Source organism: Marivirga arenosa (assembly GCF_030503895.2).
GTDB classification, from domain to species: domain Bacteria; phylum Bacteroidota; class Bacteroidia; order Cytophagales; family Cyclobacteriaceae; genus Marivirga; species Marivirga arenosa.
This window is the reverse complement of the sequence record NZ_CP129970.2, coordinates 1,527,104-1,545,383: the sequence shown is the minus strand read 5'-3', so window position 1 is coordinate 1,545,383 and position 18,280 is coordinate 1,527,104. Positions and strand designations below refer to the sequence as shown.

The following is an 18,280-nucleotide window of genomic DNA, read 5'->3' as shown; positions in this document are numbered from 1 at the left end:
GTCCTTGTGAGCTATTCAACCCAAACCTTTTCCCTAATACTATCAGATTTTATATCATTATTTTTCCCGAACTACTGCCTTTCCTGTAATCTTACCTTATCCAGGTCTGAAATACTAGTTTGTAGCCACTGCCTCAATGATTTAAATCGAACAAACCTTCATCTTGACCAACCCAATCAATTACATACTCGCTTTTTTGAAGTTCCTAATTTAAAATATGCTTTTGCCTTAAGTTGGTTTCAAAAAGGAACAGTAATTCAAAAGCTTTTACATCAGCTTAAATATGAGGGAAACGAAGCTGTTGGGCTTTTGTTGGGAGAAATTATGGGTGAAGAAATCAAACCTTATTTTCAAAATGAATGGGATCTGATCACTACAGTTCCTATTCATTTTAAAAAAGAGAGAAAAAGAGGATACAATCAGAGCGATATTATAGCAAAAGGGCTTTCAAAAGTATTAAATATCCCTTTTACCCCTATTTTAACTAAAACCATTAATAGTAAAAGCCAGACTAAAAAGCATAGAATTGAAAGGTTTGAAAATGTGGAATCTGTTTTTGAATTAATATCTAAAGAGCAAAGCCTTGATAAAAAGAAGATTTTGCTGTTAGATGATGTCATAACAACTGGAGCAACCATGCAATCATGTTGCAAACCTTTAATAAAAGCAGGTGCTGAAATATCGATTGCTTCAATAGCCTGTACTAGGAAATAAAGGAATGGTCTATAATTAGGAACCTATTAACCATTTTTAATACAAAATTAAATGTCTGAAATATTTGATCTTGCAGCTAATCAGTATAGTTATAAATTCATTTATAGAATGGTTTAAATCAAGAAATACAAGCTAAGTTCTTTTTAATGAGTGTTTTAACTAGGATTTTAACTTTTCTAATAATAAATCTTGATGTTTTAGATACAATACCATGTTTTCCAACATAATATCCGCAGCTTCTCTGTCTTTAACATCTTCTAAAACTTTTTCACAAACTCTGTACAGAACTTGTCTGGAACTGATATTGTGAGCGTCAGCCACTTTTTGAATAAAACTAGCGATTTCATTTTCAGACAAACTTCCTTCAGCTAATTCATCCATTTTCTTTATTTCATCTTTTAAAGCTTCAACTTCAGCTAGTTGGGTAGGTTTTTTAGATAAATAATCTTGATCTTCAGATTTTGAATCCGTTGACTGATTCTTCATGAAATCATTTAAGTCTTTTAAGGTATCTTTCTTCTTAGCCATTGCGATCAATTATTTATAAGTGAGCTAATATTGCTTTAGTGATTGGTAAAAATTCTTTTTCAGCTAAAATTGTACTGAAATTAGCAAAAATATTTTTAGCCGGTACTTTTACTTCCAAAATTTCTGCGTCTAATTCAGACAAAGCATCTTTTACTGTTTCTATTTTGGTAGCGGAATGAACTCTATTAGGAAGCACTAATATCTTCAACCTATTATTTTCCTCTCTTGCAGGTTTAATATCCTCAATTGTTTGATAGGTTACTAATAGATCATTAGGCGTTAAACTAGTAGGAACAATTACCAAATCACTACTTAAGCTTAGCTTTTTGATATGTTCATCAGTGGTTTTTCCTGCACTATCCACTACTATATAATCTAATTTCCTATTTTTGAGTTCGGCTATGTCGTTTAAAGCTTTATGATCTTCCGAACCGATAATCGGAAAAACGGATGATTCTTTTGCGCCAGTTTTATATACTTCCATTTTTCGTAAAGTATTGAGCGTATAGTTGGTATCAGTTTCCAACATTGCTAATGAATGGCCTAAGCTGTGCAGCATAGTTGCAAAATGGATGGCACTTGTAGTTTTTCCGGTACCTCCTTTTCTGGAGATAAATGAAATTATTTTTGTCATATCATAAATTCAATATGAATAAAAATACATAGCTGTAACCCTTTTTCCAAATCTAGGTTAGAAATGAAAAAAAGATAATGAAAAAAAGATTTAATACCGATGAAATTAATGAATTGATCGCAACCAGAAGATCAATTTATCCTGCACAATACACAGGTGAAAAAGTAGATGATGAAATCATAGATCAAATGCTCGAAAACGCGAATTGGGCTCCTAATCATAAACACACTGAACCCTGGAGGTTTATCGTTTTTACTGAAGCGGGCTTAAATGAACTAGGAAAATTTCAGGCAGACATCTATAAAAAGGTTTCTACTGAAAAAGGGGAATTTGATGAAGCGAAAATGGAAACACTAAGAAACAAACCTTTGTCTGCTTCGCATGTGATAGCTATTGGAATGAAAAGAGATGAGAAAAAAAGTGTTCCAGTTGAAGAGGAAATTGCGGCAGTGGCAGCAGCAGTTCAAAATATGCAATTAACCGCAAGTGCCTATGGTGTGGGTTGCTATTGGGGATCAGGTGGTATTACTTATATGGAAGAGGCTAAAGAAGCATTGGCTTTAGATAAAGATGATAAATTATTAGGCTGGCTTTATGTAGGCGTTCCAAAAGAAGGATTTTGGCCAGCAGGGAAAAGATCTTCAATAAATGATAAAGTAAATTGGGTTAAAGGATAAAATGGAATATCTGATTACATATTTACCCATAATTCTCGCTTGGTTAATTTTTGGATTAATGCATTCAATTTTAGCATCTAGATTAATGAAAGACAAATTGAATTTAGGTCCTTTAACCTATAGAAGGTTGTATAATGTATTTTCTATATTTGCTGTTTTATTCATTTTCTTTTTAGGAGCCACATTACCAGCAGAATATTTATTTGTAAAAGATCAGGTGAGTAAATCAATTGGTTTAATCATAGCTACTTTTGGTTTTCTTTTAGCAAAACTCGCTTTTAGGCCTATCAGTCTATCAGAATTTCTGGGTATAAAATCAGAAACAAATCAAAAACTAATAAAGGATGGAATATATGCCAGAATTAGGCATCCTCTTTATTCCGCTCTGATACTAGGCTTAATAGGTTTTTTGATTTTTAGTCCTACTTACACCAATTTAGTACATGTTATTTGTATTCTTTTTTACTTATTTATTGGTATCTATTTTGAGGAAAAACGACTTAAAAATTTCTTTGGGCAAGAATACGATGATTATAAAAAACAGACTCCCATGTTATTTCCTACCTTAAGGAAATAGTACTTTATCGAAAAAGTAAATTTCATGGCACTTTTTTAACTAAATTAAGGTTAGAGCACTTATTAAAGCGATTCAATGCATATTGTAATGTTAATTGATAGTTTAGTGAACAAATATTTTAGTTTTTATTCTTGCAAACTACATATGAAGTGTATATTTGCGCCACGAAATTTTAAATTCCTTTATGGAACTTATTCAAAATAAGCACTTTAGTCAAGAACAAATTGATCAGTACAAAGAGGAGTTTGAATCCTCTAAACCGTTTCACCACATTATTCTGGATGACTTTTTGTCGACAGAGGTAGCAGAAAAACTCCATAATTTCTTTCCAGAGGATGAGCTTTTCAATAAGCCAAAGAAAGATAAACATGAGAATAAGCTAGAAGGTGATAAGTTTGAGGAATATCCACGCCTTTTCAATCTCTTAAAAGAGGAAATTGCCAAACCTAAATTTTTGGAATTCATTGAGCAAGTGACAGGCATTGAAAACGCCTTCATTACCAATGATGGTTTTGGTGTAGGAATCCAAAAAGGGAAAAAAGGATCTTTTGAAGATGTGCATGTTGACTTTAACATTCACCCTGAAAAAGATGTGCAAAGAAGATTAAACCTTCAACTTTACCTTACTCCAAGGTGGAAACCAGAGTGGAATGGTGCATTGGAAATGTGGAATGATTGTGTGTCTAAATGTAAGAAAGCCGTTTCTTGCAGATTTAACAGAGCGGTAATCTTTGAAGTAAAAGACACTTCATATTATGGTTATACCAAACCGTTGGAGTGTCCTGACAAAGAAGAACGAAAAATGTTTTCTGCTACTTTTTATACCAAAAAAGAAAAAGAAGATATAACTTACCATGATACAATTTTTCCTGAAACTAGTCAGGAGGAAAAACCACAAAACTCATTTTTTGATAGCATAAAGAAAGTGCTAAAAGTAAGCTAAGACCATTATGGCTAAACATTCTACAACTGAAATCACTTCAGATTCAATTGCGTCTGATAATCCAATTCACCAGAGGTTATTAGCCGCTTATATATATGCTCAACCTTCAATTGAAGGTAATTTGTTAGAAATTGGATGTGGAACAGGCCGTGGATTGCAAACTTTAGTAAATACAGCTGATCATTATACCGGTATTGATAAATACAAAACCTTAACGGATGAGCTGCAAGCTGAATATCCTCAGGCTGATTTTAAAGCTATGCACATTCCCCCTTTGAAAGGAATCGAGGATAATAGTTTTGATACGGTGGTCTCTTTTCAAGTAATTGAGCACATTAAAGATGATATTACTTTTTTAAAAGAAATCCATCGTGTGTTAAAGCCTGGTGGAAAAGCAATTATTTCTACGCCTAACAAGAAAATGACGCTTACCCGTAATCCTTGGCATGTGAGAGAATATTTTGCTCCTGAATTAGAGAAAATCTGTAAATCTATTTTTTCGAAAGTAGAAGCGAATGGAATTGCAGGGAATGATAAAGTGATGGAGTATCATGAGAAAAACCGTGAATCCGTTAGAAAGATTACTAAGTTCGACATTTTCAATCTCCAGTATAGATTACCAGCCCCATTATTAAGAATTCCTTATGAATTTTTAAATAGAGTCAATAGAAATAAATTAGATCAAGCGGACAATTCACTCGTGAAATCAATTTCAGTAGCTGATTACTATGTAAATGAAAATGCTGAAGAAAGCCTTGATCTATTCTATACCTTAGAAAAGTAAAGCCGGAATTATTTCATACCAGGTAAGCTAATTCCTTTTAATTTTCTGTACAGATTTATAGCATAACGATCCGTCATTCCACTGATGTAATCAATACAAATTAAACTGATTTCGTAAAGACTTGCGGTATCCGTAATTAATTCCTGATAGGTTTCAGGCAGCAATCTAAAAACTGTTAAATCTTTAGTGCTTGAATCATCAGCGCCTTTTTGGGCAATGGCTGCCCCTAAAAATTCTTCTAATAAACCTTCTAAAACTCTATGGCCCACTACTTCTGTTTCTAAAACTACATGAGATCTGTATATTTTTTGAATAGAAACTTCAATGATATCTCGTAAGACTTTTTTGGAAGGCACTTGGCTCATTAATGAAGCATCGAATTCACCCGTTAGAATTTTATCTTCATTTGCCATGAACACTTCAGCACACTCATTGATAAGTTTATTAATACATAAAGCTCTTAAATATGCGATTTTTGCATTTTTGCCCTTAGTCTTCTCTAATTTTTCAGGCATATAAGAATCGCCTAAAACATTTGCTAGTAAATCTCTAGCTTGTTCAAAAGGAACCCAGCCTAATCGGCAGCCATCTTCTAAATCAATTACATGATAACAAATATCATCAGCAGCTTCTACTAAAAAGGTTAGTGGATGACGAACCCAGCTCATCTCATTAGAAAGTCTTATTAAACCCAATTCATTTGCTAGTTCTTCAAAGTAATCTTTTTCAGTCTGGAAAAACCCGTATTTCTTCTGGCTCTTGCGTTTAGGGTCTTTATCAAATAGGTGGGCAGTCCTAGGATATTTGCTAAAAGCAGCTAAAGTACTATAGGTTAGTTTTATTCCTTGATTGTCAGGTCTATGAAATAGACGGAATCCTTGTGCGTTCCCTTCAAAGTGAGTAAGATCTTCCCATTCTTCAACGGATACTTCGGACTGAATCCATTTTCCTAATTCGCTATTTTTGAAAAATCCTGAAATAGCATCTTCACCAGAATGGCCAAAAGGAGGATTTCCAATATCATGCGCTAAAGAAGCTGCTGCTACAATGGCTCCAAAATCAAATGAAGAAAATCCAGCATCATTTAATTCTGAGTATTTATCTATAATAGACTCGCCTACTTTTTTACCTAATGAACGGCCCACGCTACTCACCTCTAAACTGTGTGTTAGTCTGGTATGAACAAAATCTTCCTCTGGAAGAGGCACCACTTGAGTTTTATCCTGAAGTCTTCTAAAAGGATGAGAAAAAATTATTCTATCATAATCTTGCTCAAAAAATGATCGAGCACTGGATTGATTAGAAATAGATTTTTGCCCTAGTCTATTAGGATTTAATAATTTAAGCCAGTTCATTTTTTCCATTCTTCAAAATTAATTGAATTTGGGAGAAAAGGGCTATCTAAATTAAGTACATTTTGAATAATGAGACCCTTTGCTTAAGAATGCCAATAAAGAAGTGCATTTCATTAGCTTTTGATTTAGGTTGTGTTTAGAAAAAAAGCGACACTATTTAAATCCAATAATGTCGCTTTTCATCATTAAAATCAATATGTAATATTTTTATTCGAATAAAGTGATTAGTTCTTCTTTCGGTTTTCTTACCTTTTTTAAATTAACTAACCAGTCTTCTTCGGGCTTTCTATAACCAAGCGGTAAAAGCACGCAGCTTCTTAATCCTTTTTCTTTTAATCCTAAAATTTCATCTACTACATCAGGGTCAAATCCTTCCATTGGAGTAGCATCAACACCTTCGAACGCAGCAGCAGTTAAAGCTTGAGAGAATGCAATATAGGCTTGTTTGCTAGCATGTTGAAAATTAGTTTCAGCATCTCTTTTAGGGTAGCTATTCAATAATTGCTGTCTATAATTTTCCCAGCCTTCATTTTTAAAACCTCTTTCTTCATTCACTAAGTCAAACATTCTATTAATTCGCTCTTCCGTGTAGGTATCCCATGCTGCAAACACCAATAAATGCGAACAATCTGTTACCACCGATTGATTCCATGCCACCGCTTTAATTTTTTCTTTCAGTTCTGCATTGGTCACGATCATAATTTCAAACGGCTGTAAACCACTAGAAGTAGGAGCTAAGTTAGCGGCCTCCAATATGTTGTCAATTTTTTCTTGAGGTACTTTTTCACCATTCATTGCTTTTGTAGCGTATCTCCAATTCAATTTCTCTAATAATTCCATTTTTACTTTAAATTTATTCTATTTTTGATTTTCAAATATTATGACAATCCAATCCGTGAATTTTTACTTATGTCGTGCACGATATAAATATAAATAGGTTGTGAAAAATATTATTTAATTGAAAAAGAATTATTGGTTAGGACTACTTACTATTGTATTATCAATATAAAGTGTGTTTCCAGATAAGCTAGTATAATATTCTCTCAACTTTCGAGGGGAAGGGCTATTGGTGGGGTATCCGCTAAGATTATAAAATGAGTTTCCACATTCACATTCCAAATATTGCTGTCCAGCATTCATTGATATGATTGAACATTCTTTTTCAGGCTCATACGGGCAAGTTCTTTCAAATGCAGCATAATCAAAATCACTTCTTTTGACTATAATTATCCCATTTAAACCATAATCTTCCAAAATCACATTTTTTTCAAATTGCAGACTTTGATAACTGACTAAGTCTAAATTGAGAGAAAGTTGGAATGGGTCAGGTAAAGGTAATTCATCTACAAATACTTCAGGATTTTCTTCTGCACAAGAAGAAAATATGAAAAGAGAGATTAGTAATAAATAAAACTTTTTAATTGTAGTCATAAAACCCTTTTCCACTTTTTCTGCCATGATGCCCGGCATCTACTTTTTGTTGCTGAATTCTGCTAGGTCTGAATTTACTATCGTAGTAGAAAGACTCAAACATAGATTGAGTTACAGAAAAATTAGTATCCACTCCTATTAAATCCATTAACTTAAATGGGCCCATTTTAAATCCTGAACTTTCCACTAATCTGTCGATTTGCTTAAAGTCAGCCACATTTTCTTCAGCAATCTTCAGCGACTCCACATAAAAATGGCGCGCCACTCTATTAACGATGAAGCCAGGCGAATCTTTTGCCATTACGGCTTTTTTACCCATTTTTTCTGCTAATGCTTTTGTGGTTTCAGCAATTTGTGGATTTGTGGCTGCTCCAGAAATTACCTCAACAAGCTTCATAATATGAGCAGGGTTAAAGAAATGCATTCCTACTAATCTATCAGGCTTTTGAAGCCCCGCCCCAATTTGGGTAATTGGAATAGAGGAAGTATTAGTAGCTAAAATTGTTTTATCCCCATTTATCTTTTCTAGCTGACTAAAGATATCAATTTTGACTTGCAGTTTTTCAACTACGGCTTCTATAATAACATCTGCTTTAAGGTCCTCTAGATTTGAAATGAAACTAATATTAGAAAGGCAGGCTTCTTTTTGCTCTGCTGAAACTTTACCTTTTTCTATTCCTTTATCAAGGTTTTTAGTCACTGCAGCTTTTGCTTTTTCTAATGCTGCTTCCTGAATATCAAAAATTGTGGTTTTATAGCCAGCCATTGCACTCATTTGAGCAATACCAGAACCCATTGTTCCTGCTCCTACTATTCCAATTGATTTGATATCTTCAAGTTTCATATAGCTTTAATTAATATTTTTAGCTTAAGTGTTTAAATTGATTCAGGAATCGAACATCATTTTCAGAATATAGCCTTAAATCATTTACTTGAAACTTAAGCATTGCAATTCTTTCAATTCCCATTCCAAATGCAAATCCAGTATATTCTTCTGAGTCAATTCCGCAGTTTTCCAACACATTAGGATCAATCATACCGGAGCCTAAAATCTCAACCCAACCAGAATATTTACAAACATTGCAACCCTCGCCTTTACAGATATTACAAGAGATATCCATTTCAGCACTTGGTTCTGTGAATGGGAAATAAGAAGGGCGAAAACGCACTTTTGTATCCTGACCAAACAATTCTTTAGCGAAATAATAAAGGGTTTGCTTTAAATCTACTAAGCCCACATTCTTATCAACAAAGAAACCTTCTACTTGGTGGAAAAAACAGTGAGCTCTAGCAGAAATTGCTTCATTTCTAAATACTCTTCCAGGTGCTAAAGTCCTGAATGGAGGCTTTTGATTTTCCATTACCCTAATCTGAACAGAAGAGGTATGGGTTCTCAATGCAATATCAGGATTACTTTCAATAAAGAAAGTGTCTTGCATTTCACGTGCCGGGTGATTTTCAGGAAAGTTCAAGGCCGTGAAATTATGGAAGTCATCTTCTATTTCAGGACCATCAGCTACATTGAAACCAATTTTCTGGAAGATTTCAACAATTCTGTTGTGGATGTATGTTAGGGGATGAACAGTTCCTAAATTTATATTAGGTGGTAAAGTTAAGTCAACAGGGGCTGAAGATTTGCCTCCCGAATCAGAGCTTTCTAAACCAGCAATTAGTTCTTTGAACTTCTCTTCCGCTAATTGTTTTACTTCATTTACCGATTGACCATAAGCCTTTCGCTCTTCTGGCGCAATATTTTTAATGTCAGCAAAAAGGTCACCTAATACACTTTTACGACTGATGAATTTTAATCTATATGCTTCTAACTCATCCTGAGTTTTTGCTTTTGCTGCTGAAATCTCAGCCTTTAATGCTTCTATCTTCTCAGACATTGATTTTTAATCAGTTTATTACCCTAAAAAACAAAGTTAAACGAAAATGGCGGAATATTAAATAAGTTAATGGGCTTGTTACTCGTCTAGAAGTGAATTCAAAGATTATCACAGTACCAACTAAACATTAATTATTTTCATTGAACAAAATCCTGGTAATAATCTGATTTGTTAAATTGATTCTTTTGTTCTGTTTATAATTCAATTCCAAATATCAAGTTTTCTTATTTCAGCTCTCTGTCTACGCTAACTTTCAATCTGTCGACACAACAGAATTTGCCTTTCTTTTATCCCTAAGTTGAATTCAGAAAAACCAAACTAGACTAAAAATGATGAATCGTTTAAAAGAAATTTGCACAGTATTTTTTATTTGTTTGCCATTCCTTAATTATGCTCAATCAAAAGAGGAAGTAGTAAAAAAGGCACAAGAACTATTGTTGGAAAATTATATTTTTCTGGATAAAGCCAAAGAAACCAATTTACACTTAGATTCTCTTTTGGAAACAAAATTTTTCGATAGCTATGAACATCCAAAAGAGTTTGCAAAGGTTCTGACAATGGAAATGCGTAAGATTACAAAAGACAAACATTTAAATATTGTTCCACCACCGCCACCACCTCATCCAAATGAAGAAACGCATTTTGTAAGCCAACACCTCAGCATAATGGAGAGATTCAGGCAAGGAGGATTTGGAAAAATTGATCTACTTGAAGGAAATGTCGGCTATATAGAATTGAAAGGCTTTCGTAAAGAAGATATACCTAAGGTAGATGCTGTCATGGACTATTTTTCTACAGCAGATGCTTTGATTATAGATTTAAGAGAAAACGGTGGAGGAAATAGTTTAGGCTTGTACTGGAGCAGTTATTTTTTAGAAGAGAATGTGGCACTAAGTGCAAAGTATGAAAGAAGGACTGATACCTACAGCGAATTGAAGACTGTAAAGGTTCAGGGAGAAAGAAGGCTTAATATTCCACTATATATTCTTACTAGTAATTTTACCTTTTCAGCAGCGGAAGCCTTTGCCTATGATTTACAGAGTAGAAATAGAGCGGTTGTGGTTGGCGAAAATACAGGAGGAGGTGCACATCCAGTTAATTTCATGAGATTAAATCATGGCTTTGGTATTATTATGCCTTATGCACGTTCGATAAATCCAGTTACAAAAAGTAATTGGGAAGGAGTGGGTGTACAACCAGATGTCCTTAGTTGTAAACATGATGCACTTGTTAAAGCCAAAGATCTAGCTAAAATTGCTGCTAAGAAGTATAGGGAACAACCATTTTTTATGCTTAAAGAAATCCTTGCAAAAGAAGAGGTTAGCCAGAAAGATAAAGTAAAGGAGTTATTAGAGCTATTGCTTAAAAGAAAGCACCTTGAGGATTTTATGGTAAATGATATGGGGTATTTCTATCTGGATAATGATCAGATAAATTCCGCAATGGCTATATTTGAAGCAAATGTAAAAATCTTTCCTGAATCGCCTAATGCACATGACAGCTATGCTGAGGGTTTGGCGCTGCAGGGTGAAAAAGAAGAAGCCTTAAATCACTTTAAGACAGCGGTGAGATTGGCTGAAGCACAAAATGATAGGAGATTAGACATGTATATTAATAATCTATCAAATTTTGAGGCGAATTTAAAACCATAAATAACAGTTAGCAGCGCAAATCGGCTGTATTATATATGAAAAAACAGCATCACACACTTATATCAAGAAAAACCATAGGTCATATTATCTTTTGGTGTGTGATGCTTATTTACTATATCAGTTCTGCCTGGCCACATGAATCTGATAAAGTGTTTTTGTTTGAAAGAATGTTTTCAAAGACGAGTGTTCAAATTATTCTTTCGTATCTATTCATTTATCTTCTGATTCCACTTTTTATAGATAAAAAGAGAAGAGTAGTATTTACTATACTTAGTTTACTCGCTATTTATAATGCATATGTTATGCATACAGCAATCCGTTGTTTCTATCTTCTTCCCAAATATCCAGAAGTTTATCGTTACAGACCACCACTTGAGTTTGTTGAGCGAATTACTAATGTTTATGCATTTATTGGTAGTATAACGGAATTGATTTTTCCAGCCATTATACTGATAGTGATAGATTATTACAGAAAGCAAAAGGAACTGATCAGCTTAAAGGAACAAAAAAGGAGTACAGAATTACGCCTGCTTAAACATCAGTTGAATCCTCATTTTCTTTTCAATACCCTTAACAATTTATATTCACTTTCTTTAAAGAAATCGGAAAGAACACCCGAAGTCATTGAAAAATTATCTGATATCTTAGATTATATTTTATATAAGTGTGATGCAAATTATGTGTCGATTGCGAATGAAGTGAAGCTGATTGATAATTATATTTCATTAGAAAAGGTTAGGTATGGAAAGCGATTAAATATAAAATTTGATTATGAAGTTAAAGAGGAATTTAAAATAGCGCCTTTATTATTACTAACTTTGGTTGAAAATGCTTTTAAACATGGAGTTAAACAGGAAATAAAAATCGCATCCATTGATATTCAACTCAGAATAAAAGGAGAAGAAATAATTTTCATGATTGAAAATACAAAGCCAGATATTAAAACAAAGGAAAGTAAAAAACAGCGACCATCCATTGGGTTAAGAAATATTGAAAAGCAGCTTCAATTATTGTATCCACAGAATCAGTACAAATTAAAAATTGAGGAATCGACTAAATCTTATAAGGTGAATTTAAATCTTTTCGCGAATGGCATATAGATGTATAATTGTTGATGATGAGGAGTTAGCCAGAGAGCTAATGGAAACACATATATCAAAGCTGGATGATTTTGAATTGGTTGCCAGTTGTGAATCAGCCGTGGTGGCACATCAGGTTTTACAAAATGAAAAAATAGATTTGCTATTTTTGGATATAGAAATGCCGGTATTAATGGGTACAGATTTTTATAAAAACCTTATTACAAAACCGAAAGTGATTTTTACTACCGCTTTCAGAGATTACGCACTGGATGGATTCGATCTAAGCGCAATAGATTTTTTGCTTAAGCCTATTATCTTTTCACGTTTTATGGTGGCGATTGAGAAATTTCGTGATAGTGTTAACCCTAAGTCATCAGAAAGGGCAGAGAAAAAAGAAATAGAATATATCTATGTGCAAAGCCATAAAAAGAACATTAAAATTGAGCTTGATAAAATTCTATATGTTGAAAGCCTAAAAGATTATATAAAAATTCATTTATCCGATGATGAATTCATAATCAAGCACGGGCTTGGAGCATTTGAGGATAGATTGGACGATCGCTTTTTAAGGGTACATCGTTCTTTTATTGTGAATATCAATAGCGTAACAGCATATACCAAAAATGATATTGAAATAGGGGATTTAGAAATACCTATTGGAGATCTTTATAAAAAGGAAATGTTTAAAAAGTTTAATATTCCTTCTGAATAATACGATATACTTATTTCATATACTGCCCCCACCATTCTTGAAATACAATTAGTGCCCAAATAGTAGCATGGCTATCCTCAGGATTATTGGAGAATAATTTCTTTTTTAAGGCTTGAACTTCATCCCAATCAAAAACAGCTTGATCTACTATTCGGTCTTTATCCAACCACTTATTTTCTATATCTGATTTTAGATCTTTTCTAAGCCAATCCAATAAGGGAACTTCAAAGCCATGTTTAGGTCGATTGTAAATTTTAGTAGGCAGAATATCCCTGAAAGTATCTTGTAAAATCATTTTTTTACGCTGGCCATTTACTTTAAAGCTTTCTGGCAGACTATTGGCGAAAGCTACAACTTCATGATCCATGAAAGGAACCCGAACTTCCAATGCTTGTTGCATACTCATCAAATCAACTTTTTGGAGCATATCACCTTGAAGTACTAGTTCCTGGTCAAGCTGTAAAGCCTGGTTTATTGATTTTGATTTCAATGGGCTGAGTAATTTTTCTTTCCACAAATCGAAGGATTCAAAATCAATCTTTTCTAAAAGATTATTTGACAGCAGTTCACTGCTTTTACGTGCATTTAGTAAGCTTGCCAGTAACCAATACTGATCTTGAGGATCTAATTTATAAGCTTCAGCAAACTTATGTAATTGCCTTATTTTGTTACCAATTGGGTTGTTTCGTGATTTTGGTAAAGCTTTCCATATTGCAGATAAACTGCTAACCATTTTTTCTTTAAACCCAGGATGCCATAATCTGTACAATGCAGCATGTTTATTATATCCGGCAAAGAGTTCATCTGCCCCATCACCGGAAAGAGCTACGGTTACTTTTTCCTTTGTAAGTTTGCTTAAGGCATAAACGGGTAATGCGGAGCTGTCAGCAAAAGGTTCTGAAAAGCTTTTCAATACATCCGGCAAATAATCATATAAATCATTTAGACTTAAAGAAAAAACTTGATGCTTTGAACCAATATGTTTTGCAACAGCATTAGCATATTCTGTTTCATCAAAAAAAGAGTGGCCTTTGTAACCAATTGAGAAGGTATGAAGATCGTCTACTTTTTTAGAAGCAATTGCTGAAATAATAGAAGAGTCAACACCACCACTTAAAAAAGTACCTAAAGGAACATCTGCTACTAAGCGTTTTTCAACTGCGTTTTCCATTAATGATCTTAGCTGAATTTGAGCTTCTTCATAAGACCCTTCGAATGGCTTTTTAAAAGTATCTTCTAACTTGTAATAAGTGTTGAATTCTACGGATTTCTTTTTAACTAGAGCATAGTTACCAGGCATCAGTTTCTTAACGCCCTTAACCATACTCAATGGGGCAGGCAAATAATTGAGTTGCAAATAACTGTATAAAGCATTTGAATCAATTTCCTTATCAATTCCAAATTTTAATATGGCTTTTAATTCACTTGCAAAAATAAAGCGATCCTCATCTTCTAAATAATAAAGCGGTTTAATTCCATAGCGATCACGAGCTACTAAAAGTTCTTCTTTATGTTGATCGTAAAATGCAAATGCAAAAAAACCATTCAATTTATTTAAGGCATCTTTTCCTTCATGAATCAACAACTGTAATAAAACTTCAGTATCAGATTCAGTTTTGAATACTACCCCCTTTTGAGATAAGTCTTTTTTTAATGATTTATAATTATAGATTTCGCCATTGAAGACGATTTGATAACGGCCTTCTTCAGACATCATAGGCTGGTTAGCTTCAGGATTGAGGTCAATAATGGAAAGTCTCCTATGGCCTAGGGCTACATAATCGCTGACATATACTTTTTGAATATCAGGTCCTCTATGCTCAAGTGTTTCAGTAGCATTCGAAATATTAGGAAGATTAAATCGACCTATTTCGTTAAATGCAAAAATTCCAGTTATCCCGCACATAGTACGAAGATAAGTATAAAAATGAGTAGATTATATAATTATCAAGTTTGAGATTCCACATTTTTTGGAACTTGACTTCTTACAATCAATAAACCAATTCCAGCAAGAATAGAACCAATAAGAAAAGGGAAAATATATCCAAACCTAACCGCATAACCTGATACAAATGACCCTAATGAAATTCCTAAGCCAAAGGCCATTGTTACCACAGAAAGCTGAGAACCGGCTTGTCCTTTTTCAGCTAAATCACCTGCAAGTGCTAAAGAAGGAGCAAAAACCATTGCGGCACTAATTCCTTGTAATCCTCTGGCTGTAATCATTTGCCAGGGTTCTGTTGTGAGCCCTTCTACTAGTACAATAGGCATTAAGCATATTAACCCTATAATAATAAATATTCTCCTTCCATATTTATCACTTAATTTGCCAACGATTGGTTGGGTAACTGCGAGAGCAGCAATTAAAGCACTAAATTCTAGTGAAAACATGAACGGCCCTTGAGACAAACGCTCATTGGTTTTGGTTTCTATTGGTGCTAATAAAGAGAAGCCAAAACTCATCACTAAAGTGGCTAGGGCGAGAGCAAAAATAGGATCTAATACTGTATCTTTTGCTTTGGATAAAATTTTAATATCCATTTTTCTATCACTAGGTTCAATATCATCCGGATCAGATACAAAAAAGAAAACCAATATGGCACTCAAAAAAGCCGCTGCAGCAGCTATCCCAAAAGAAGCAACAAATCCATTAATTTCGCCTATAACTGGCAGATGATACGGGCCATTTTCTACTAAAAAACCACTCCCAAGTGGGCCTAAACCAAAACCCACTAAACGAAAAGAGTTGTATACTCCCATGTTATTTCCTCTCGTTTTTTTGGTGCTGACCTCACTCACTAATGCCAAACTTGAAGTGATGGTAAATGCAGCGGCAATCCCTTGAGCTGTCCGAACCAATAGTAATAACCAATATGAACTAGCAAATGAATAGGCGAAATTTGCAAAGGTGAAAATAATTAAACCCAATAATACAAATAATTTGCGCTTACCTGCTTTATCAGAAAATCTTCCGGTAAATGGTTGTGTAAAACTTGTGATTAGTCCGAAAACACCTAAAAGTAAACCAGTTATTAATGATTCCTTTAATCCGAAGAAATTTCCTGAAATATTATCGCTTGCTATGTATAAGGGTAATACTACTATAAGGAAAGAATTACCCATGGCATCTGCCATTCGAGCAAACCCTAAAAAGACAACACGTTTATCTACTCCTACAGAACTTGAGTTTTCTTTTTTCAAATGATTTTGGTTTTAATGACCATTAAATCAACTGCTCATAATTTTAATAGTTTCAATAAACAGTAATTTACTGTAATGTCATCATTCGACTGATGAAAAAGCTTAACCTAAAGCAACATCTAATAACATCATTAAAGCAAAACCAATCATAGCGCCAATTGTTGAAAGGTCAGTTTTATTTCCAGACTGAGATTCAGGAATTAATTCTTCTACCACTACAAAAATCATAGCTCCTGCAGCAAAAGATAAGGCATAAGGTAAAAGAGGTTCAATACTCAATACAAGATAGGCGCCTAAAACTCCGGCAATTGGTTCTACTATACCAGATAATTGACCATAATTAAACGCTTTTAATCTTGAGAAACCTTCTCTACGGAGAGGAACAGAAACAGCAGCCCCTTCTGGAAAATTTTGTAGTCCAATTCCAAAGGCAAGCGCAATAGCGCCAGTTAAAACTGAAGGGTCAGAATTATGAGCAACTGCACCAAAAGCAACACCTACCGCCAAACCCTCAGGAATATTATGTAAGGTTATTGCTAATACCAATAGTATACTTCTGTGCCAACTCGTACTAATACCTTCCGCTTTATCTTCAGATAAGCCTAAATGTAAATGAGGTAAAATCTTATCAATGATTAAAAGAAATGCTCCTCCTGAAAGAAAACCAACTACAGCAGGAACCCATGGTGTAGTTCCTGCTTCTTCTGCCATTTCTATTGCGGGTTTTAAGAGAGACCAAAAGCTAGCGGCAATCATGACCCCAGCTGCAAAACCGAGCATCGCATTTAGAAGATTCTGATTGATTGATTTAAAAAAGAAAACCATGGAAGATCCTAGTGCCGTTACCATCCAGGTAAATAGGGTTGCAGCAAATGCTAGGAAGACTGGATTATAATTTGAAAGGTGTTCAATGATCATTTTAAATAAACAAATATTGTATGATTGCCATTATATAAACCTATTATGATTTACGTTTGATATCCTCCAAGAGTTTACGTACTTGTAAATCACCATAACCATAAATAGCTTCTCTTTTCGAGAATTCTTTAAATATAGGTTTAAACTCATATGTGCTTAATTCTTCAATAATATTTTGAAGTGTTTCCACTGGTTTTCCTGGGTGTTTATCAGATGGGATACTTGCAATATGTGCTTCAACTGCTTTTAGAATGAATGTATATTTATTTTTAAGGTCCAAAGCAGTTTTGTGCAATGCTTCAATATTTCCAGATCGATAATGAATCCACAATTCAGAAATTTTATCAGCTTGAACTAAAACAACTTTACTTTTATAGCATTTTATTAGCGCTGAATTATTTAGATGACCGAAACTATAGGGACTATCAATAGGAAGAATTAAATGAAGATGAGCAGATTTTGTATTGTTTAAAATTAAATATACACAGTACCAGAGATTTACTTGACAAAACAAGTCCTCTTCAAACCACAAATTAATTTCAGAATTTTCAGGGATTGATTTTATTTTTTCAAATTCTGAAACGCTTTCTTGATAGTAATCTTGGAAATTAACTTCTTCATAAGTCTTGCTTAAAAATTCAGCTCTATTATGATAAAACTCTTCTTCTGTATCTCCTTTTAGTTCGCCATCTACTAAACATTCTCTGAAGATAATAACTTCCCCTTCAATTTCTTTAGGAAATTGTTCATTTAAAGCATCACCATTTAGGATATGAAATACTTTTGACATCTATGTTCTTTTAGATTTATATTTGATGCTTTCATCTAAAAGTAATGCTTCTTGAATTATCTCATAGATTAAATCCTTTGGCACCTTTTTTAGATTGAAGAAGCTGATACCAGCAACTTGCTTTCTGCCTTTAAAATCAAGTAATCCCTGATGATTGCTAAGTTCATTAGCACGAAGAAACGCTAGTTCCACACCACCATTTTTGATAGGGTTCATATAGCAAACCCAAGATTTATGATAGTAAAATGGGATTTTGTACCTAATCTTAGCTTCTAGTTCTAATTGATGAGCTAATATATCGTGAAAATACAGCATGATTTCACGTTGATTGATTTTTAAATCAAATATGTATTGCTCAACTTCAGTCATCTACAAAAAGTGAATTAAGTGCAA

Annotated in this window: 20 protein-coding genes; 8 read left to right on the top strand and 12 right to left on the bottom strand. The window is 33.7% G+C overall.

All coding sequences use genetic code 11. The features are described 5' to 3' along the window. Positions 1-6: 6 nt before the first annotated feature. The gene (locus tag QYS48_RS06795) at positions 7-714 is read left to right on the top strand and encodes a phosphoribosyltransferase family protein (RefSeq protein ID WP_308358083.1); all 708 of its coding nucleotides are present in this window, start codon (positions 7-9) and stop codon (positions 712-714) included. 159 nt (positions 715-873) lie between these two features. Here QYS48_RS06795 and QYS48_RS06790 read toward each other — a convergent pair whose 3' ends face one another. Both QYS48_RS06790 and QYS48_RS06785 read right to left on the bottom strand, forming a co-directional pair. Beyond that, positions 874-1,242: a hypothetical protein gene (locus tag QYS48_RS06790; RefSeq protein WP_302102878.1), complete on the bottom strand. Its 369-nt coding sequence runs from the start codon at positions 1,240-1,242 to the stop codon at positions 874-876. A gap of 13 nt (positions 1,243-1,255) precedes the next feature. Beyond that, on the bottom strand, positions 1,256-1,876 hold the full coding sequence (locus QYS48_RS06785; protein WP_302102879.1) for a ParA family protein: 621 nt from the start codon (positions 1,874-1,876) through the stop codon (positions 1,256-1,258). A gap of 77 nt (positions 1,877-1,953) precedes the next feature. On the opposite strand from QYS48_RS06785, the gene QYS48_RS06780 reads away from it, so the two are divergent. The 4 genes from QYS48_RS06780 (at position 1,954) to QYS48_RS06765 (ending at position 4,857) form a co-directional block, all read left to right on the top strand. After that, entirely contained in the window at positions 1,954-2,553 is a 600-nt protein-coding gene (locus tag QYS48_RS06780; RefSeq protein WP_308358081.1) for a nitroreductase, read from the top strand. A 1-nt stretch (position 2,554) separates the two neighbouring features. Further along, entirely contained in the window at positions 2,555-3,130 is a 576-nt protein-coding gene (locus QYS48_RS06775) for an isoprenylcysteine carboxylmethyltransferase family protein (RefSeq protein WP_302102880.1), read from the top strand. Positions 3,131-3,314: 184 nt separating this feature from the next. Beyond that, on the top strand, positions 3,315-4,073 hold the full coding sequence (locus QYS48_RS06770) for a 2OG-Fe(II) oxygenase (protein WP_308358080.1): 759 nt from the start codon (positions 3,315-3,317) through the stop codon (positions 4,071-4,073). Positions 4,074-4,080: 7 nt separating this feature from the next. Further along, positions 4,081-4,857, top strand: a complete 777-nt coding sequence (locus QYS48_RS06765; RefSeq protein WP_308358079.1) for a class I SAM-dependent methyltransferase — start codon at positions 4,081-4,083, stop codon at positions 4,855-4,857. Positions 4,858-4,865: 8 nt separating this feature from the next. Here QYS48_RS06765 and QYS48_RS06760 read toward each other — a convergent pair whose 3' ends face one another. The 5 genes from QYS48_RS06760 to pheS form a co-directional block, all read right to left on the bottom strand. Then, on the bottom strand, positions 4,866-6,221 hold the full coding sequence (locus QYS48_RS06760; RefSeq protein WP_308358077.1) for a deoxyguanosinetriphosphate triphosphohydrolase: 1,356 nt from the start codon (positions 6,219-6,221) through the stop codon (positions 4,866-4,868). A 198-nt stretch (positions 6,222-6,419) separates the two neighbouring features. Further along, positions 6,420-7,052: a nitroreductase family protein gene (locus QYS48_RS06755; protein ID WP_308358076.1), complete on the bottom strand. Its 633-nt coding sequence runs from the start codon at positions 7,050-7,052 to the stop codon at positions 6,420-6,422. A 129-nt stretch (positions 7,053-7,181) separates the two neighbouring features. Continuing rightward, a complete protein-coding gene (locus QYS48_RS06750; protein ID WP_308358075.1) occupies positions 7,182-7,643 on the bottom strand; it encodes a hypothetical protein in 462 nt (153 codons plus the stop codon). Continuing rightward, positions 7,630-8,487, bottom strand: coding sequence for a 3-hydroxyacyl-CoA dehydrogenase NAD-binding domain-containing protein (locus QYS48_RS06745; RefSeq protein ID WP_308358074.1), 858 nt, complete (start codon positions 8,485-8,487; stop codon positions 7,630-7,632). Before QYS48_RS06745 ends, QYS48_RS06750 begins: the two co-directional genes overlap by 14 nt. Before the next feature lie 19 nt (positions 8,488-8,506). Then, a complete protein-coding gene (gene pheS / locus QYS48_RS06740; protein WP_308358073.1) occupies positions 8,507-9,532 on the bottom strand; it encodes a phenylalanine--tRNA ligase subunit alpha in 1,026 nt (341 codons plus the stop codon). Positions 9,533-9,861: 329 nt separating this feature from the next. On the opposite strand from pheS, the gene QYS48_RS06735 reads away from it, so the two are divergent. Genes QYS48_RS06735 through QYS48_RS06725 form a run of 3 tightly spaced genes read left to right on the top strand, consistent with a single transcriptional unit; the run spans position 9,862 to position 12,978 of the window. Next, positions 9,862-11,184: a S41 family peptidase gene (locus QYS48_RS06735; RefSeq protein WP_308358072.1), complete on the top strand. Its 1,323-nt coding sequence runs from the start codon at positions 9,862-9,864 to the stop codon at positions 11,182-11,184. Between the two features lie 35 nt (positions 11,185-11,219). Then, positions 11,220-12,284, top strand: coding sequence for a histidine kinase (locus QYS48_RS06730; protein ID WP_308358071.1), 1,065 nt, complete (start codon positions 11,220-11,222; stop codon positions 12,282-12,284). Then, positions 12,274-12,978, top strand: coding sequence for a LytTR family DNA-binding domain-containing protein (locus tag QYS48_RS06725; RefSeq protein ID WP_308358070.1), 705 nt, complete (start codon positions 12,274-12,276; stop codon positions 12,976-12,978). Before QYS48_RS06730 ends, QYS48_RS06725 begins: the two co-directional genes overlap by 11 nt. Positions 12,979-12,988: 10 nt before the next feature. On the opposite strand, the gene asnB is transcribed toward QYS48_RS06725, so the two are convergent. From asnB to QYS48_RS06700, 5 genes are all read right to left on the bottom strand, one after another. Beyond that, on the bottom strand, positions 12,989-14,884 hold the full coding sequence (asnB, locus tag QYS48_RS06720) for an asparagine synthase (glutamine-hydrolyzing) (protein WP_308358068.1): 1,896 nt from the start codon (positions 14,882-14,884) through the stop codon (positions 12,989-12,991). Positions 14,885-14,925: 41 nt separating this feature from the next. Then, positions 14,926-16,179, bottom strand: a complete 1,254-nt coding sequence (locus QYS48_RS06715; protein ID WP_308358067.1) for an MFS transporter — start codon at positions 16,177-16,179, stop codon at positions 14,926-14,928. 102 nt (positions 16,180-16,281) lie between these two features. Continuing rightward, positions 16,282-17,097: a ZIP family metal transporter gene (locus tag QYS48_RS06710; protein WP_308358066.1), complete on the bottom strand. Its 816-nt coding sequence runs from the start codon at positions 17,095-17,097 to the stop codon at positions 16,282-16,284. Positions 17,098-17,140: 43 nt separating this feature from the next. After that, a complete protein-coding gene (locus tag QYS48_RS06705) occupies positions 17,141-17,887 on the bottom strand; it encodes a DUF1835 domain-containing protein (RefSeq protein WP_308358065.1) in 747 nt (248 codons plus the stop codon). After that, positions 17,888-18,256, bottom strand: coding sequence for a DUF1801 domain-containing protein (locus QYS48_RS06700; RefSeq protein ID WP_302102900.1), 369 nt, complete (start codon positions 18,254-18,256; stop codon positions 17,888-17,890). Positions 18,257-18,280 lie beyond the last annotated feature (24 nt).

What these genes read in the sequence shown, in the direction of transcription:
- QYS48_RS06790 (WP_302102878.1), bottom strand. Translation starts at nt 1,242, where the DNA reads ATGGCTAAGAAGAAAGATACCTTAAAAGACTTAAATGATTTCATGAAG.
- QYS48_RS06785 (WP_302102879.1), bottom strand. Translation starts at nt 1,876, where the DNA reads ATGACAAAAATAATTTCATTTATCTCCAGAAAAGGAGGTACCGGAAAA.
- QYS48_RS06780 (WP_308358081.1), top strand. Translation starts at nt 1,954, where the DNA reads ATGAAAAAAAGATTTAATACCGATGAAATTAATGAATTGATCGCAACC.
- QYS48_RS06775 (WP_302102880.1), top strand. Translation starts at nt 2,555, where the DNA reads ATGGAATATCTGATTACATATTTACCCATAATTCTCGCTTGGTTAATT.
- QYS48_RS06770 (WP_308358080.1), top strand. Translation starts at nt 3,315, where the DNA reads ATGGAACTTATTCAAAATAAGCACTTTAGTCAAGAACAAATTGATCAG.
- QYS48_RS06765 (WP_308358079.1), top strand. Translation starts at nt 4,081, where the DNA reads ATGGCTAAACATTCTACAACTGAAATCACTTCAGATTCAATTGCGTCT.
- QYS48_RS06760 (WP_308358077.1), bottom strand. Translation starts at nt 6,221, where the DNA reads ATGGAAAAAATGAACTGGCTTAAATTATTAAATCCTAATAGACTAGGG.
- QYS48_RS06755 (WP_308358076.1), bottom strand. Translation starts at nt 7,052, where the DNA reads ATGGAATTATTAGAGAAATTGAATTGGAGATACGCTACAAAAGCAATG.
- QYS48_RS06750 (WP_308358075.1), bottom strand. Translation starts at nt 7,643, where the DNA reads ATGACTACAATTAAAAAGTTTTATTTATTACTAATCTCTCTTTTCATA.
- QYS48_RS06745 (WP_308358074.1), bottom strand. Translation starts at nt 8,487, where the DNA reads ATGAAACTTGAAGATATCAAATCAATTGGAATAGTAGGAGCAGGAACA.
- pheS (WP_308358073.1), bottom strand. Translation starts at nt 9,532, where the DNA reads ATGTCTGAGAAGATAGAAGCATTAAAGGCTGAGATTTCAGCAGCAAAA.
- QYS48_RS06735 (WP_308358072.1), top strand. Translation starts at nt 9,862, where the DNA reads ATGATGAATCGTTTAAAAGAAATTTGCACAGTATTTTTTATTTGTTTG.
- QYS48_RS06730 (WP_308358071.1), top strand. Translation starts at nt 11,220, where the DNA reads ATGAAAAAACAGCATCACACACTTATATCAAGAAAAACCATAGGTCAT.
- QYS48_RS06725 (WP_308358070.1), top strand. Translation starts at nt 12,274, where the DNA reads ATGGCATATAGATGTATAATTGTTGATGATGAGGAGTTAGCCAGAGAG.
- asnB (WP_308358068.1), bottom strand. Translation starts at nt 14,884, where the DNA reads ATGTGCGGGATAACTGGAATTTTTGCATTTAACGAAATAGGTCGATTT.
- QYS48_RS06710 (WP_308358066.1), bottom strand. Translation starts at nt 17,097, where the DNA reads ATGATCATTGAACACCTTTCAAATTATAATCCAGTCTTCCTAGCATTT.
- QYS48_RS06705 (WP_308358065.1), bottom strand. Translation starts at nt 17,887, where the DNA reads ATGTCAAAAGTATTTCATATCCTAAATGGTGATGCTTTAAATGAACAA.
- QYS48_RS06700 (WP_302102900.1), bottom strand. Translation starts at nt 18,256, where the DNA reads ATGACTGAAGTTGAGCAATACATATTTGATTTAAAAATCAATCAACGT.